Annotated in this window: 12 protein-coding genes; 11 read left to right on the top strand and 1 reads right to left on the bottom strand. The window is 35.0% G+C overall.

Translation table 11 applies throughout. The features are described from left to right. The first annotated feature begins 601 nt into the window (after positions 1–601). From TY19_RS06935 to TY19_RS06915, 5 genes are all read left to right on the top strand, one after another. A complete protein-coding gene (locus TY19_RS06935; protein ID WP_042281281.1) occupies positions 602–3,670 on the top strand; it encodes an NAD-glutamate dehydrogenase domain-containing protein in 3,069 nt (1,022 codons plus the stop codon). Positions 3,671–3,778: 108 nt separating this feature from the next. Then, entirely contained in the window at positions 3,779–4,936 is a 1,158-nt protein-coding gene (gene hrcA, locus TY19_RS06930; protein ID WP_042281278.1) for a heat-inducible transcriptional repressor HrcA, read from the top strand. 35 nt (positions 4,937–4,971) lie between these two features. Continuing rightward, positions 4,972–5,607: a nucleotide exchange factor GrpE gene (gene grpE / locus TY19_RS06925; protein WP_079979259.1), complete on the top strand. Its 636-nt coding sequence runs from the start codon at positions 4,972–4,974 to the stop codon at positions 5,605–5,607. Positions 5,608–5,628: 21 nt separating this feature from the next. Continuing rightward, on the top strand, positions 5,629–7,587 hold the full coding sequence (gene dnaK, locus TY19_RS06920; protein ID WP_042281275.1) for a molecular chaperone DnaK: 1,959 nt from the start codon (positions 5,629–5,631) through the stop codon (positions 7,585–7,587). A gap of 156 nt (positions 7,588–7,743) precedes the next feature. Then, positions 7,744–8,445 carry a hypothetical protein gene (locus tag TY19_RS06915; RefSeq protein ID WP_042281272.1) on the top strand — a complete coding sequence of 234 codons (702 nt, stop codon included), beginning with the start codon at positions 7,744–7,746 and terminating at the stop codon, positions 8,443–8,445. A 94-nt stretch (positions 8,446–8,539) separates the two neighbouring features. Here TY19_RS06915 and TY19_RS06910 read toward each other — a convergent pair whose 3' ends face one another. Further along, positions 8,540–9,343: a C40 family peptidase gene (locus TY19_RS06910; RefSeq protein WP_042281270.1), complete on the bottom strand. Its 804-nt coding sequence runs from the start codon at positions 9,341–9,343 to the stop codon at positions 8,540–8,542. 198 nt (positions 9,344–9,541) lie between these two features. On the opposite strand from TY19_RS06910, the gene TY19_RS06905 reads away from it, so the two are divergent. The 6 genes from TY19_RS06905 to TY19_RS11765 form a co-directional block, all read left to right on the top strand. Continuing rightward, on the top strand, positions 9,542–11,125 hold the full coding sequence (locus TY19_RS06905) for a peptide ABC transporter substrate-binding protein (RefSeq protein WP_042281268.1): 1,584 nt from the start codon (positions 9,542–9,544) through the stop codon (positions 11,123–11,125). 8 nt (positions 11,126–11,133) lie between these two features. Next, positions 11,134–12,069, top strand: a complete 936-nt coding sequence (locus TY19_RS06900) for an ABC transporter permease (RefSeq protein WP_042281292.1) — start codon at positions 11,134–11,136, stop codon at positions 12,067–12,069. Beyond that, entirely contained in the window at positions 12,066–12,968 is a 903-nt protein-coding gene (locus tag TY19_RS06895) for an ABC transporter permease (RefSeq protein WP_052354839.1), read from the top strand. Before TY19_RS06900 ends, TY19_RS06895 begins: the two co-directional genes overlap by 4 nt. 8 nt (positions 12,969–12,976) lie before the next feature. After that, positions 12,977–13,963, top strand: a complete 987-nt coding sequence (locus tag TY19_RS06890; protein ID WP_052354838.1) for an ABC transporter ATP-binding protein — start codon at positions 12,977–12,979, stop codon at positions 13,961–13,963. Then, positions 13,956–14,897, top strand: a complete 942-nt coding sequence (locus TY19_RS06885; RefSeq protein WP_042281264.1) for an oligopeptide/dipeptide ABC transporter ATP-binding protein — start codon at positions 13,956–13,958, stop codon at positions 14,895–14,897. The genes TY19_RS06890 and TY19_RS06885 overlap by 8 nt, the downstream gene beginning before the upstream one ends. A gap of 851 nt (positions 14,898–15,748) precedes the next feature. Then, the coding region (locus tag TY19_RS11765; RefSeq protein WP_079979257.1) for a BTB/POZ domain-containing protein at positions 15,749–17,206 on the top strand (1,458 nt) is incomplete at its 3' end.

Below are 17,206 nucleotides of genomic sequence, written 5' to 3'. Positions count from 1 at the left end.
AAGAAGAGATGAGCCAATCACTTTAAACAGAGGCTTAGCTTTGATCTCAGCAAGTGTTATTTTGAAGCCCTTTTTGATAAAAACAATCTGCTTCTTGTACCGCTTTTTTATAGTCAAATCGATAAGTTTAGCAGAGGAGCATCGCTTGTTGTTCATGGTTGCCTAAAAACCCAAAATTTAGGTTAATAAACTCAAAAATGCTATTTAAATAAAATTAATTATCATTCGTTTAACTATTTTTAACTAGCTTTTATCAAAATTTAAAAAATTCTTTTCAATAAAGCGAAGAATATCATTCGCTTTAAACCTAACAGAATTTAAGCTAGATGGATTACAACCCCCAAATCTTCCACTAATCTTCACTAGCAAAACTTGTATTATAAAATTTGTTTTGACATATTCAAATTTAGAATTTATTCAGTTAAAATGTAGAAAATCAGGGAATCATCCATGAGCTAACTATCTCTCTTGATTTGTAGAGATAGGCATGTTTTTGGCTTTAGATTTTTTACTTATTTCTCATTTCTTTACAGTCTTGCATTTATACATAAAGTAAGTTGAAAACATGCGGCCAGTCCTTTTGTTATAAGGAAAAATGACTATGGAAAAACTTGACCAGGCTCTCTCAGAATCCAGCGATTTGATCCAAGCTATTCAACAAGAAAGTCAAAAATTTCAAGAGTATTATCTTTGGTTGGAAATGGCTATGCCTTCCCTGTTTTTTGAGGAAGTTTCTCGGGATAATGTCATGTTAATCACCCATAGTTTGATGGGTTTCGATTTACAAGACTACTTCTCTATTATTAATCTTAAAAGCGCTTCTATTGTTCTTTGTTTAGAGACTCCCGACGCAGATTTACGCATTTTAAATCACTATACGTCTTATGGGATTAAAAATTATCAAGTTTATACTTCCAACATTTCCTTTCCTCATATAAAAGCTCGCTTAAGAATTGCAATAATTGATTTCATGAGTGCTGGAGAAGGCTCTGAATCCCTCTTCCCTGATAGTTCCAAAGAAATTTTAAAACAGTTAGTTAAAAAAGAGAATGCAGAAATTAACGATCTTGACTTTGAAACACTACTCATTAAAATAAGTACTCCATTTCTACACTCTTTACCTATAGAAAGACTTTCAATTGCTTTAAATGTCCTTTTCAAGGCGCAATTTCAAGATAATTGTCAATATGAAGTTCGGTATGAAGATAGTTGGCAAAAGAAAGATAACGGATCCATGCATCTTATTTTAGCTTGGAGAAACACCCCAAAACATAATTTTCTTTATCACGTCGCACAAGTTATTTACCGCCATGGCTTAAGCATGAGAAGAGTCAATGCAACATATATGGATCCTCATGAAAAACAGAGTGTTCTTGTCATGGCACTTAGTTTACATGGAAGCAATGGAGAGCCGGTTTGGAATGTCGCCGATATTCCTGATTTTTTAAGAGAAGTTGCAACTGTCAAGTATTTTGATCCTTCAGATCGCATCAGCGAACGATTAGTTAATTCCCATATTATTTCAGGAAATATGGGCAATTTATTAAAAGCAATGGTTAACTTCATACATCAAACACTCGTTCATTTAGATGCTAATCTTTATACTGTGGAAAATATTGAAGAAGCTTTCTATCGGCATCCTGAATTGACAATTCAAATTTGTGAGGCCTTTAAGCTTAAGTTTGCCCCCAATCATTGTGATTACGATTTATTTTTAGAAACCCGGAAAAAATTCTTGAATGATGTTTCTCAACTAGACACGGGACAAGAAAATAATGACATGCGACGAAAAAATATTTTGCTCCAAGCAATGAGTTTCATTTATTACACTTTAAAAACCAATTTTTATCGCTTAAATTATACTGCATTGAGTTTCCGTCTGAATCCTGCTTATCTGAATGATGTTCCCTTTGATAGACAAAAAAAATTCCCTGAACTTCCATATGCCATCTTTTACATTCGAGGGATGCATTTTTTTGGTTTTCATATTCGATTTAAAGATCTATCTCGGGGAGGATTACGTACAGTTTATCCTGAACAATTAGAGCAAATGATTGCTGAACGAAATAATATTTTCACAGAATGTTACAATTTAGCTTGGACGCAACATAAAAAGAACAAAGACATTCCAGAAGGAGGGGCAAAGGGAATTATATTCTTAAAACCTTTTGACCAAATTGATTCTGACTCTCAAATTCTTAAACGGGAACTGGAATGGTCTAACATAGAACCTCAAGAAATAGAAAATAAAATTCAAATATTTCGCCAAGAACAAAAAATTGAATATCTTTATCAATCCCAAAGAGCTTTTATCGAAAGCCTCATTACAATCGTTAACTGTGACCCTGATGGAAAAATTCGTGCTAAAAATATTATCGACTACTGGAACCGAGCTGAATACATTTATTTAGGACCTGATGAAAACATGCACGATTCTATGATCGAATGGATTGCTAACTTTAGTCGAAAATATCACTACAAGCCAGATAGAGCCTTTATATCTAGTAAACCTACATTTGGAATTAATCATAAAGAATATGGAGTGACTTCCTTAGGATTAAATGTCTACATGCATGAAATCTTAAAATATATGGGTATTCATCCTGATAAAGACTTATTCACAGTAAAAATGTCTGGGGGACCTGATGGAGACGTTGCTGGTAATCAGCTTCTCAATCTTTATCACCATTATCCACACACAGCTAAAGTTATTGCTTTGACAGACGGAACAGGAACTATTCGAGATGATCAAGGTTTAGATTTGAGCATCATTAAAGAGCTTTTTTACCAAGGTAAAGGCATTTGTTATTACCCCCCTGAAAGACTTTCTTCCGGGAGTTTTTTGGTAAATAAAGGCCATAGAAGATATCCTTCAGCTTATATTCAAGAAACTTTGTGTTGGAGAAAAGTGAATAACGAAGTGATTGAAGACTGGTTATCTGGCAGCGATACAAACCACTTATTAAGGTATAATCTTCATAAAACCAAAACCGATATTTTTATTCCCGCTGGAGGGCGGCCTCGAACTTTAAATGAAACTAACAGCCATGAATTTTTAGATGAAAATGGTAGGCCTACATCTCGTGCAATTATTGAAGGAGCTAATTTATATTTGACTCCTTCAGCCCGCCATTTTCTAGAAGAAAAAGGTGTTTTAATCGTCAAAGATAGCTCTGCCAATAAAGCAGGCGTCATTTGTTCTTCATTTGAAGTTTTATGCGGGCTAACGCTAAGTGAAGAGCAATTTTTAGAGCATAAAGAAGCCTTAGTTGCACAAATTTTAGAAAGACTCAAAATTTGTGCTTTAAATGAAGCAGATCTTCTTATAAAAACTCATCAAAAAACAGGAGAATATCTCACTTCTATTTCCGACCAGATTTCCTCAAAAATTAATCAATATACTTATGAAATTCTCGATTATTTAGACTCTTTGTCTCTTCCTCATTCTTCTCAAGATCCCATGATTAGGGGATTTTTAAATTACTGTTTGCCAACTTTAATTGAACTTTTTTCAGATGAACTTTTGGATCAAATACCTGAGCATCACAAGAAGGCCATTATTGCCTGCCATCTTTCTGCCTATATGGTTTATAAAAGAGGGCTTACTTGGTCTCCCTCTATTATTGATATTCTTCCACTTATTCTTGCTGGAACTTCCCTTGCTAAATAAAACCTAAAAAGAAAAATTATAGCACTCGATATAATCGAGTGCTAAATTTGTTTGACGAAATTTTCCCTCTTTGCGTATAATAACAAAATTATTAGGGAGGATTCGCTCTTGAAAATCATCAAACCAACACCGATTAAACGCGTGGGTAAACACGATCGAGAAAGACGGGTTTTATTAGGCTTAGTCGATTACTATATTCAAACTGGAAAACCCGTTGGATCCAACACTTTAAAAGAAGCTGGATTTGAAGATTTGAGCTCTGCAACCATTCGTAATTATTTTGCCCAACTTGAAGAAGAAGGATACTTATTACAATCACACTCTTCTGGTGGCCGCATTCCTACGGATTTAGCCTATCGAATTTATGCTCATGCTTATCTCAATACCAATGAACCTTATCATAAGCAAAATCCTTTTGAAGCTTTTAAAAGTTTTGAATCAAAGGAAATCGCTATCTTTTTGCAAGAAGCTGCAGAAAAACTTAGCTGGGAAACTAATTGTGCTGTTTTCCTTTCTGCCCCTCGGTTTGATCACGATTTTATCGCTAACCTCAAGCTAGTTCCATTAGATGCCTATCGGTGCCTTTGCATTATTATGACGGATTTTGGAGTTATTAAAACTGAAGTCATGCATTTGCCAGTTAAACTCTCTTCTTTTGGAATCAAGCGCATTGAGAATTATTTTCATTGCCGCTTAACGAATTTAGGAGAACCTGAAAATTTAGAGCCTGAGGAAGAAACTATTGCTCAAACTTTTTATAATGAATTAATGCTTAGATATATCGTTGGTTATTCAAATTTTATTGATGTGGATCTTTACCGAACTGGCTTTTCTCGCCTACTCTTTTACTCAGATTTTCAGGATACAAACTTACTTGCAAGCAGCCTATCTTTATTCGAAAATGCACATAGCATGCGCCTTCTTTTAAAAGAATGCAAAGCCTTAAATCATTTAAGATTTTGGATTGGGGATGATCTGTCTTCTTTTGCAAATTCGAGCCCTAGATGTAGTGTTTTAACTATCCCTTATTATATCAATTACAAGCCAGTCGGCGCAGTAGGCTTATTAGGCCCAACAAGACTGCCTTACCGAGGATTGTTCAGTTTATTAAAGCTATTTTCTGATTGTATTAGCGAAACTGTTACAAAAAATGTTTACAAATTCAAAATTGATTACAGGCAACCTGAGCAAAGCTTATATTTGAAAAAAGAAGAAAGTTTACTGATTGGTCAATCACGTTTCCTCATCGAAGATAAGCGACCATGAAGTTATATAGACCAGAATGATAAAGGAGAAAAGAAATGGTTGACAAAGACGAAGAGCAAATAAAACAAAACGTAGAAGAAGATTTATCTTCGACAGTAGAACAAACAGGGGAAGAAAATGTAGAATTCCCATCTGCCCCTAATCATCCCAAACAGGTTCTTGTTACAGATGAAGAATTAAAAGCTTTAAAAAAAGAAGCGACAGAATACAAAGATAAGTATTTACGACTTTTGGCCGATTCTGAAAATGCACGGAAACGATTACAAAAAGAGCGGCAGGAAATTAGTCGTTATGCCTTGGAAAATATGGTGGTTGATTTTTTAAAACCTTTAGACAATTTAGAAAATGCGTTAAAATTTGCGCAGGGCATGTCTGATGAAGTTAAAAATTGGGCTTTTGGGTTTCAAATGATTTTAACTCAATTTAAAGATGTTTTAGCAAGTAATGGTATTACAGCTTTAGAATCACAAGGAACTTTCTTTGACCCTCATTTACACGAGGCTATTGAAATGATTGAAACAGATTCATATGCTCCTGGCATTATCGTAGAGGAAAATGTTCGCGGATATAAAATGGGGGATCGAATGATTCGCCCTGCACGTGTCAAAGTTGCAAAAGCAATCTCTGCAATTGATCCGCAAGATAAATCAGAGCTTAATGAAAACAATTAAATAATTAGAGGAGATTTGACTATGAGCCAAAGTCAAACAAAAAAAGGGCGTATAATTGGAATTGACTTAGGAACCACTAATTCTTGTGTTGCTGTGATGGAAGGTGGAGCTCCTAAAGTAATCGCTTCAGCTGAAGGAACACGTACAACTCCTTCTGTTGTTGCTTATAAAGGAAATGAGCGTTTAGTTGGGATTCCCGCTAAAAGACAAGCAGTAACAAATCCAGAGAACACCATTACTTCTTCCAAACGTTTTATTGGACGAAAATATCAAGAAGTTCTCAATGAAATAAAAACTGTACCCTATAAAGTAACCAACAATAACAACGGTGATGCTGTTTTTGAAATTCAAGGAAAAATTGTTACACCAGAAGAAATTGCCGCTCAAATTTTAATTAAAATGAAAGAAACTGCTGAAGCTTATTTAGGTGAAAAAATAACCGAGGCCGTTATTACAGTCCCAGCCTATTTCAATGATTCGCAGCGTCAATCTACTAAAGATGCTGGCCGTATTGCGGGTTTAGATGTCAAACGAATCATCCCTGAACCGACTGCTGCTGCTTTGGCTTATGGTTTAGATAAAGAAAATGCAGATAAAAAAATTGCTGTTTTTGACTTAGGAGGTGGAACATTTGATATTTCTGTCTTGGAAATCGGAGATGGGGTATTTGAAGTTCTTTCCACAAGTGGTGACACCCATCTAGGGGGAGATGATTTCGACAATGCTATTTTAAATTGGATGTTAGAAACATTTAAACAAGAACAGGGCATTGATTTAAGAAATGACAAAATGGCTTTACAACGGCTAAGAGACGCTGCTGAGAAAGCTAAGATCGAACTTTCGGGTGTGCAACAGACAGAAATTAACCAACCATTTATTACAATGGATGCTTCAGGACCCAAACACTTAACCATGACTTTGACACGTTCTAAGCTAGAAAGCTTAACACATGATCTTATTGAACGTACGCGAGAACCTTGCTTAAAAGCTTTAAAAGATTCTGGTCTTAATAAAGATGATATCAGTGAAGTGATTCTAGTCGGTGGAATGAGCCGTATGCCTGCTGTCCAAGAAGTTGTAAAAAGTATTTTTGGAAAAGAAGGTCATAAAGGAGTGAATCCTGACGAGGTTGTTGCCGTCGGAGCCGCTATCCAAGGTGGGGTATTAACAGGTGTCGTCAAAGACGTTTTATTATTAGATGTTACTCCATTGACACTAGGAATTGAGACATTAGGCGGAGTGATGACTCCTTTAGTTGAACGTAATACAACGATCCCTACTCAGAAAAAACAAATTTTCTCTACTGCAGCAGATAACCAACCAGCTGTTACCATTCGCGTCCTTCAAGGGGAACGCAAAATGGCTAATGACAACAAAGAAATTGGACGTTTTGATTTAGCAGACATTCCTCCTTCTCCACGAGGAACCCCACAAATTGAAGTTGCCTTTGACATCGATGCTGACGGTATTTTGCACGTTTCTGCAAAAGATCTTTCTAGCGGCAAAGAGCAAAAAATTCGTATTGAAGCTCAATCAGGACTTCAAGAGGAAGAAATTAAACGGATGGTCAGAGATGCAGAAGAACACGCTGAAGAAGACAAAAAACGTAAAGAAGAAGTTGAAATTAAAAATGAGGCTGACTCTTTAGCTTTCAGAGCTCAAAAAGCTTTGGATGAATATAAAGACAAAGTTCCTCAACAAATTGCCGATGATATTTCTAACAAAATAGAAGCGGTTAAAAAAGCTCTTGAAACCACAGATATTGCTCGTATTCGCTCAGCTAAAGATGAGCTTGAACGTCAAATGCAGCAAATCGGTGAAGTAATGTCTAAAGCAGCAGGTCAAAGCGAAACGCAATCTACTGGCTCCGGATCTTACCAAGAAAGTTCAAACCAAAGTTCGCAACATCAGACAAACAATAATAAACCTGATGATATTGAAGAAGCTGAAGTTGAAATTTTGGATGATAAAAAACCATAAATGACTTAATTAATTTAAAAGATTGGTGCTAAGCACCAATCTTTTAATAACTTCTTAACAAATAGAGTTATCTATAACCCATCTAAATAAAATATACTTCTTAATAATTAGTTAATAAATTAATATATTTAATTCAATTATTACTAAGGTATTCAAATGAGTTCAAGTCTCAAACTTTTACTAGCAAAAATATGCCCTTACAGCGACTATAGCCTTATTTTAGATAATCGTCATTTTTATAGCTGGAAAAAACCTTATTTATCCTACGATAGTTATAAAGGCTGGAGCCTGGAACGTTTAAATATCTTTCAACGCATTGTTAGACGACTTTTCAAATTATATTCTCATACACATTTTTCTCACATTGGTTGGCGTTTAAGCTGTGAAACTGATATTGATCCTTTATTCATTCAAAATATGCAAAAGTGTTGGGAAGCAGCTTATCCGAAAAAAATATGTCCTTTTTTTACCTTCACCCCCTACCTATGGTATGATTCGATAAAAGAGATGCTAGAGCTTAAGTCTGTTCAAAAAGTTAATAAAGCTCAAAATAATACCATACAAGAATTCATTATTGATCATATTAATATTGGATGCACGACTGAAACGATTCTGCAATTGTTAAAAGATGGTCAAAGCGATAAAGATTCCAATCGCAATCTGATTTGTACTATAGGTTTGATCATAGATCTGCATAGGCACTCTTATTTAGAGGCAGACATTTTACGCGTTTTTCAAGGTTCGGGTTATGAAAAAAGAGATATTCAATCAATGTTTGCTTTAGTTAAGCAACGATTTGATAATCAACATTATGATAGAAATTTTATTCCCCCATGCCAAAATAACCTCACAGGATAGAATTATTTGCATTAACTGACTTGATATAAGTTTAACCTTGATCTTTCACACTCTTTCAATCAATTGATATGGATTGAATAACTTTATTTTTCCTTTAAATTTTAAGTCTGCGAACAGTACGATAATCAAAACGATTTTTGAGGGAAGGCTCTTCTAAAGAAGAAATTTGCAAAGTCGGTTTGGGTTTTACAGAAGCATGAATCAATTGATCATTTCCTAAATAAAGTCCCACATGTTTAATGGAGTCATCATTAGAGCCAAAAAAAATCACATCCCCCCTTTCTCTATTATTCCAATCGATACACTGAAAAAGGGGAAAGGTAATTTGTTGAGAGGCATCTCGAGGAAGAATGATTTTCACCTGTCTAAATATCATTTGAATAAAACCTGAGCAATCATAACCAAAACTCGAAACTCCCCCCCACGTGTAAGGCAAGTTTAAAAACTGCTGACTACCTTCTACCACTTTTTCTAAATTAGTTGAAAAAAGGTCCATTGTGATATCACCTTTTTGAATCCATCCTTTTTCCCCATTCATGAGTTGGATTTGTAACCATCTTCCTTCTTCTTCTTCAAGTGTTTCTAGTAGAGGTAATTCTACTTCAAAAGGAAGGGTTAAAAAAGGCTTTTCTCGATTTACATGAGGAGTCTTATAAATATGTGCTGCATTCGATGTAATTTTAATAATCGGAAAAGAAGATATCGTATTGCTCTCAATCATCTGTATTGGATTTATCCATCCTTGGTAACCATCGACCGTTTCGACTAAATAAAATTTCTCATCTTTCTTGATAATCTTAACTTTCCAACCATAAATGGCTTGCGAAATTACCTCAACGTGTTCATTTGGTAATCGATATAAATTTGCAACTGGATAATTAATGTTCATCTCATACATAGTATATAATCACTTTCTGTTGATAACTTTACTTTTTATAAATCAAATAATTTCGTATAAATATAAACTTGGATTGAAAATTATAAAATTAATTTTCAAATTTAAACAATTTCATTTCCACTATTTATACACAGACAAATCGAAAAATTATAGTGAGACATAACAATCTAGACTAAATGCAAAAAAAGAGGCTATTTTATGTTAAAAAAATATTTACCTATTTTTTTTCTTTTTTTGATTCCTTTATTTATTGGCTGCGATAGAAAAATTAAACCTACAAGAGCGGAAGAGCAAATTTTTCGTATAAGTTGCGAATCTGATTTACTAACATTAGATCCTCGACTTGTGAGAGACTTAGGCTCTATTACCGTTATGCAGGCACTATATGAAGGCCTGACAAGAATACAAGCAGATGGAACAATTACGTTGGCTAATGCTGAAACAGTTACTCTTTCTCCCGATCATAAAACTTATACCTTTAAATTGCGTTCTAATGAATGGTCAAACGGAGATCCAGTTACTGCTTATGATTTTGAAGAGAGCTGGAAAAGTGTTCTATCTCCCCAATTTCCCTCTCCGAATGCCTATCAACTATACGTTATCAAAGGAGCTCAGGAGGCGAAAGAAGGCACGGCTAACTTAGATCAAGTAGGTATTTATGCTAAAGATAAGCAAACATTGATTGTAGAATTAAAAAATCCTACTCCCTACTTTCTTAATCTCACTGCGACACACTTTTTTTTTCCTGTCCACGCAGGTTTAAGAAAACAACCTCATCCTTCTAACTCTTTTTACTCAACTAACGGCCCTTTTAAAATTGATAGTTGGACAAATGACCTATCCATTATCCCTCACGTTGGTTACTGGGACAACTCCGCAATCAAATTAAACAAAATCATTTTTATCACCTTGGATAATCCAACTGCTTTACAATTATTTCAAAATCACAAACTTGATTGGACCGGTTCTCCACTTTCAACTATTTCCATAGATGCTTTAATTGCTTTAAAAAAGAATAAAAACTTTCACGTTACACCAGCAGCAGGAATACATCTCTTTCGAGTTAATACTTCTAAATTTCCTCTTGATCAGATAAAAATAAGGCAAGCTTTAGCTTTAGCTTTAAATCGAAAGGAGTTAGTTGAACATGTCTTACAAGGCAACCAAGAACCTGCAACAGGATTAGTCCCTCCTACATGGCTTGAAACATCCGTTTTCTTTCAAGACGGAAATGATAGAATGGCTCAGCAACTTTTTAACGAAGCCCTTAAAGAGAACAATTTAGGCTTGCAAAATTTTCCTAAATTGACTTTGTGTTATGCATCAGGAGAGCGTCCTCATAAAATTGCACAAGTTGTCCAACAACAGTGGAAAAACGTTTTGGGAATCAATGTACAGTTACAAGCTTATGAAAGTAAAGTTTATTTTGACCTTCTGAAAAAACAAGACTATCAAATAGGAATTGGATCTTGGTATGCTGATTTTCGCGATCCCATCTCTTTTTTAGATGTTTTTAAATTTAAGAATAACGGGACAAACAATACGGGTTGGGAAAACCAGCATTACATCGATTTACTCACAAAAGTTTCACAGGAAACTTCTCCTAATCAAAGAAATCAATTATTAATTGAGACTGAAAAATTACTCATCCAAGAGATGCCAATCATTCCTCTATTTTTTGGATCGTACAATTATTTGAAAAAAGAAAATGTCCATGACGTTTATTTTTCAGAACTTGGTTATCTAGATTTCAAAAAAGCTTATCTCAGCCCCTTTAATTAATGATTGCTATGTACCACGTCTATTTTTGTAGAAAATTTATTTATTTACTTAGCTCTCTTTGGATCATTATAACTTTAACTTTCATCCTTATGAAAGCTGTTCCTGGAGATCCGTTTAATGACGAACAAGGATTAAGAACTGATATCCATCAGACCTTAATAAAAAAGCATGGTTTAGATCAGTCTGGAATTAATCAATATTTAAATTATCTCTCTCAATTATTGAAAGGTAATCTTGGCTATTCCTTGAAATATCAAGGACGATCAACTAATCAAATTATTCAAGAAAGCTTTCCTATTTCTGCTCAACTTGGTTTCCAAGCTATTTTTATTGCTTTGATCGGCGGGGTAATCTTAGGATTAATTGGAGCTTTAAAGAAAAACAAATGGCAAGATTTTTTTATCTTAATCCTGACAGCTATTGGGACGTCAATTCCTAGTTTTATTTTAGCAACTTTTCTACAATATATTTTCGCTATTAAATGGGGTGTGCTTCCTCTTGCTCAATGGGGAAATTTCAATCAAAGTATTCTCCCTTCGTTATCTTTAGCCCTTCTCCCTATGGCGTTCATCGCACGTTTAACACGAGCAAGTTTAATTGAAATTCTTAAAACTGATTATATTAAAGCTGCCCAAGCAAAAGGCCTTCCCTATTATAAAATACTCTATTCTCATGCTCTTCGCAATGCCTTACTTCCAGTCATAAGTTATCTTGGTCAATTACTTGCTAATATTTTAGTGGGAAGTTTCATCATTGAAAAAATTTTCAGCATCCCAGGCCTAGGAGGATGGTTTGTAAATAGTGTTCTCAGTAGAGACTATCCTGTTATTATGGGATTGACTCTTTTTTATAGTACTCTTTTGCTATTATCTGTCTTTATTGTCGATATCATTTACAGCTTATTAGATCCTCGCATCCAACTCATTCATAAGGAATTAGTATGAAATCCTCCCTCTCTCAATCAGATTTTACTCCATTGGAGGAGTGGGAAGAAACTTTTGTGCCACCATCCTATAGCAGACCCTCTATTTTTAAACGCTTTCAATCTCATCCCTTAGGAATCGCAGGAATGCTTCTTTTTTTAGGAATTGTTATTTTAACGATTTTAGGACCTTTAATTTCTGGATATTCTCCCGAAACAACGCATCTGACTTTAAAAAATCAACCTCCTTCTTCACAGTTTTGGTTTGGCACAGATGACCTTGGTCGCGATCTTTTTACGAGAGTTTGGTTCGGGGCTCGAATTTCTCTTTGTATTGGTTTTTTAGCCGCCTCTATCGATCTAATTGTAGGATTAATTTGGGGCGGTATTGCCGGTTTTTCTGGAGGTAAAATTGATGAAGCGATGATGCGATTTGTCGATATTTTATACGCTCTACCCTACTTACTTATCGTTATATTGTTCACAGTAGTTTTAGGATCTGGCTTTTTCTCTATTGTCCTTGCTATTACATTATTTGGATGGATAACAATGGCTAGAATTGTTCGAGGGCAAATCCTTTTAATTAAAGAAATGGATTATATTTTAGCTGAAAAAGTATTAGGAGCAAGTTTTTCGAGAATTTTATGGAAACACCTTCTACCTAATGCCAGCGGACCCATCCTTGTTACTTTAACGTTAACGATTCCTTCCGCTATTTTTTCTGAAGCTTTTTTAAGTTTTTTAGGGTTGGGTGTCCAAGCCCCAACAGCAAGTTGGGGCACAATGGCACATGAGGGATTGCCTGCCCTACAATATTACCCTTGGCGATTATTTTTTCCCGCTTTTTTGATTAGTTTGACTATGCTTTCCCTTCATTGGATTGGTGAAGGATTGAAAAGCGCTTTTGATAAAACAGAGTAAGTTTCTTTATGATTCAGCCACTTGTTGACGTATGTCAGTTATTTCTCACTCTTGAAACTTTGCATGGTTCTCTCCATGCCCTAAGAGGTGTTAATTTTCAACTTTATTCCAACGAAATTGTAGGGCTTTTAGGAGAATCGGGTTGTGGCAAAAGTTTGACAGCTTCCTCAATTTTGAAAATCTTTCCCCCTTCTCTTCAAAAAGTTTCCGGTCAAATTTTATTTCAAGGTTCGGATATTTTAAAATATTCTGATAAGCAAATAGAAATGGTCCGGGGAAAAAAAATTGGAATGATTTTCCAAGATCCATCCCTTGCACTCAACCCAACCAAAACAATTGCAGATCAATTCATCGAAGGATTGCTATGGCATTGCCAATTAAATAAACAAGAAGCCTATTATCAAGGAATCAATTGGTTAAATAAAGTTGGCATCAATAATGCCGCTCTACGGATGAAACAATATCCTCATGAGATTAGCGGCGGAATGAAACAACGTGTCATCATAGCTATGACATTAGCTTGCCATCCCTCCCTTGTTATTGCCGATGAACCAACAACTGCTTTAGATGTGACCACACAACGACAAGTTTTAAATCTTTTGAAAGAATTACAAAAAGAAGTAGGAATGACTATTTTGCTTATCACGCATGATCTTGGTGTAGCAGATCATATTTGCGATCGATTATTGATTATGTATGCAGGTCAAATCGTTGAGTCTGGTTCTGCTAAAAAAGTGATTCAATCTCCAAAACACCCCTACACACAAGGACTCATACAAGCTAAAAAAAGCTTAATGCATTTTCAAGATGAGGTTCTTTTTACCTTGCCAGGATCTCCTCCTTCCCTTTTTGCTCAGACATCCCTTTGTGCTTTTGGGCCAAGATGTCGGCATGCTATGCGAATTTGTCAGAAGGAAGCCCCGCCGATGAATGAAAATGATCATCATAAAGCCGCATGCTGGCTCAAAGTAAAGGAAAAAAATAGTGATGCCTGAGATTTTAAAAGTTGAAAACCTTTCTAAAGAATTTCGCTTAGGTAACAAAGTTCTGAAAACTATCGACAACATCTCTTTTGAACTTAATAAAGGAGAAATTTTTGGATTAGGAGGGGAAAGCGGGTGTGGAAAAACTACTTTGGCTAAACTTCTTGTCAGACTTATTGAACCGACAGCAGGATCTATAAAGTTTCAAAATAAAGATTTTCTTAAATTGAACAGAAAAGACTTGAAGCTTATGCGTCGGCATATACAGATGGTCTTTCAGCATTCATCAAGCTCACTTAATCCTCGGATGACAGTTGAAAAAATCTTACAAGAGCCTTTTTTGATTCATGATCAAAAAGAAAAAGTTACTGATAGTAAACTCTTAAACCAACTGTTGTCTCAAGTGGGATTATCTGCAGACTTTTTAAAAAGGATCCCTCAAGAGTTAAGTGGAGGACAAAAACAAAGAGTTTCTTTAGCTAGAGCCTTAGCTCTCTATCCTCAATTAATTATTTGTGATGAACCTTTTTCCGCCTTAGATGCATCTGTTCAAGGACAATTAATTAATTTAATGAAAGACATCCAACAAAAAAATCATTTAACTTATCTTATAATTTCGCATGATCTAGAAGTTTTACGCTATTTTACACATCGCTTAGCTATCATGTACTTAGGTAATTTTGTTGAGCTGGGGCCGACTAATGCTGTTTATGAAAATCCTCTCCACCCCTATACAAAAACACTTTTGGCAGCGGTTTGTATTCTTTCATTAGAAGCAAAGCAAACATCATTATCTACTCTAAACGACTCTTTTTCCCATCTTGAAACCTCTACAGGGTGCCCTTTTCAATCTCGTTGTAAATTAGCAAGTTCGATTTGTAAAAAAGTAAAACCTTCTTTAAAAGAAGTACAAAAAGGCCATTTTGTCGCTTGTCATTTTTATTGACGCAATTAATTATCTTATTTGATGAACGAATATGACAGACTTCTTGTGCCTATTCAAAATGACAAAATAAGCTAAAATACCTTTAATGACTCCTCTGTTTTCTATAACCCAAATAGCTTTATCATCAGATCTTATTTGTAACAGTTTTAGCTCATCTATCACTTTTACATCGATGTTTTGAAGTCTGTGGTTAAATGAATCACAAATTATCGTCAATTCGACAGAGAGAACAAAATTAAAAAAAATTTAAAGATAATTTAAATTTTTGCTTATCCAGAGCCATTGATAAGATGTACGATTGATGTTAAACATTGTAATGGCACTGTCAAATAGGAAATAGGACATTCAAACTTATTCGAGTATATACATTTTGCGAAACATATTTCCATAATTTATTATTTGAATCTATGATAAATTCATAGATTTTATTCATCCCTTTCAAGCATTTGTTGATCTGAATCGGTGCCATAATCTCACTGATGCCGGATTAGCACATTTTAAATTCCCAATAGCTAAACCAAATTTGGACCTGCGTTGGTATAAAAACTCGTATGGATTTTTTTTAACCGTAATAGGTAAAAATACATTTGCTTTTTGCTTCAGCTAGATAAGTCAATCTATTCATCCCTTGTTCGACAAACGGGATTACTCATTTAAGTAATAAAATTGGAAGCAATTTCTTTGCTGATTTTTCATATTTGAACAAAATTTCATCAACCATCGATCGATAAGAGCAATTTTCACTTTAAATTTGATTGCCTATTTTATTGCATTAATATTACCTATTTAATTTCACTAATATGAATTGTGCGATATACTTCAAAATTATTTAGCTAATTTGGAAGGTAATTATGCATATTCATAATTCAAATTCTCATCAACCCACTCCCCTTGTCAATCCAGATACTCAATTTTACTCTCCATCAAACGAACGTTTAAAATTTTTTGAACGTATTAGTTTATTATCCAAAACAATTTTTCAGTCTTTTTTGAACCTATTTTTTAACTATACCAATAGAGATCAGCTTCAGTCTCAATGGAGAGAGATTTTTTGGGGGCGAAAAGAGGTTGTCACAACTCGTCCAGAATCTAGTGTATTTTTATCAAGTTCGTCTCAAACTTCAAGTTTTGCCCTTCCTTCTTCCATTCTAAAATTTCAGGATGGAACTTTTCTAATTATCCCTAGCTCTCAACTATCTTTGTTAAGGGAAAAATCGCCTTATTTTAAGAGTCTTTGGTCGGGAAATTTCCAAGAAACTCTTCAAACTCCCCTTGCTTTGACACAAAAAGAGTTTACTTATCTACTCCATTGCCTAGTAGATGCTAGTTATAAAGTTCCTGTGGAAGATCTACCTTCTTTCATTCAGCTAGCCGATTATTATCAACTGACAGAAGTTGTGAAGAATTTAGAACAACAGTTGCTTGACGCATATCAATCTAAGAAATTTGAGATATTTAACTCTAGCGAAGATAGCCTAATAAAATTAAAAGAACTTTTAAATTTTGCGCAGCAATACCAATTAACCAATTTAAAAAGTTATTTAGAACTCACAGTTGTAAGTTCATTATTAAAGCAGGCTTCCCATTTAACCGAATTTGAAAAAATTTTAAACCACTTCTCAAATGAAATAGAAGGACTCAATTTTTCAGAGAAGGGTTATTTGACTGACACCCATCTCTTAGCGTTGAAAAATTGTAAAAATTTAAAAGAGCTTTATCTCGAGAAGTGCTACGGGCTTACTGACGCTGGATTGGCGCATTTGAAATCCTTAATCGCTTTACAGCACTTAGATCTGCGTGAGTGCCGTAATCTCACTGACGCTGGATTGGCGCATTTGAAATCCTTAATCGCTTTACAGTACTTAGATCTGCGTGAGTGCCGTAATCTCACTGACGCTGGATTGGCGCATTTGAAATCCTTAATCGCTTTACAGCACTTAGATCTGCGTGAGTGCCGTAATCTCACTGACGCTGGATTAGCGCATTTAACACCTTTAGTCAATTTACAGCATTTAGATCTAAGCGAATGCCATAAAATCACGGACGATGGGTTAGTGCATTTAATACCTTTAGTTACTTTACAGCATTTGAATCTAAGTGGGAACAAAAACCTCACGGACGCTGGATTGGCGCATTTGACTCCCTTGGTGGCTCTGCAGCATTTAAATCTAGGTTGGTGTCCTAATCTCACTGACGCTGGATTAGCGCATTTAACTCCCTTAGTGACTTTACAACATTTAAATTTGAATAGATGTACTAATCTCACGGACGCTGGATTAGCGCATTTGAAACCCTTAGTCGCTTTACAG

This window comes from Candidatus Protochlamydia sp. R18 (assembly GCF_000648255.1).
GTDB classification, from domain to species: Bacteria; Chlamydiota; Chlamydiia; order Chlamydiales; family Parachlamydiaceae; genus Protochlamydia; species Protochlamydia amoebophila.
The sequence above is the reverse complement of the archived record's forward strand: the minus strand, read 5'-3'. Positions and strand labels throughout refer to the sequence as shown.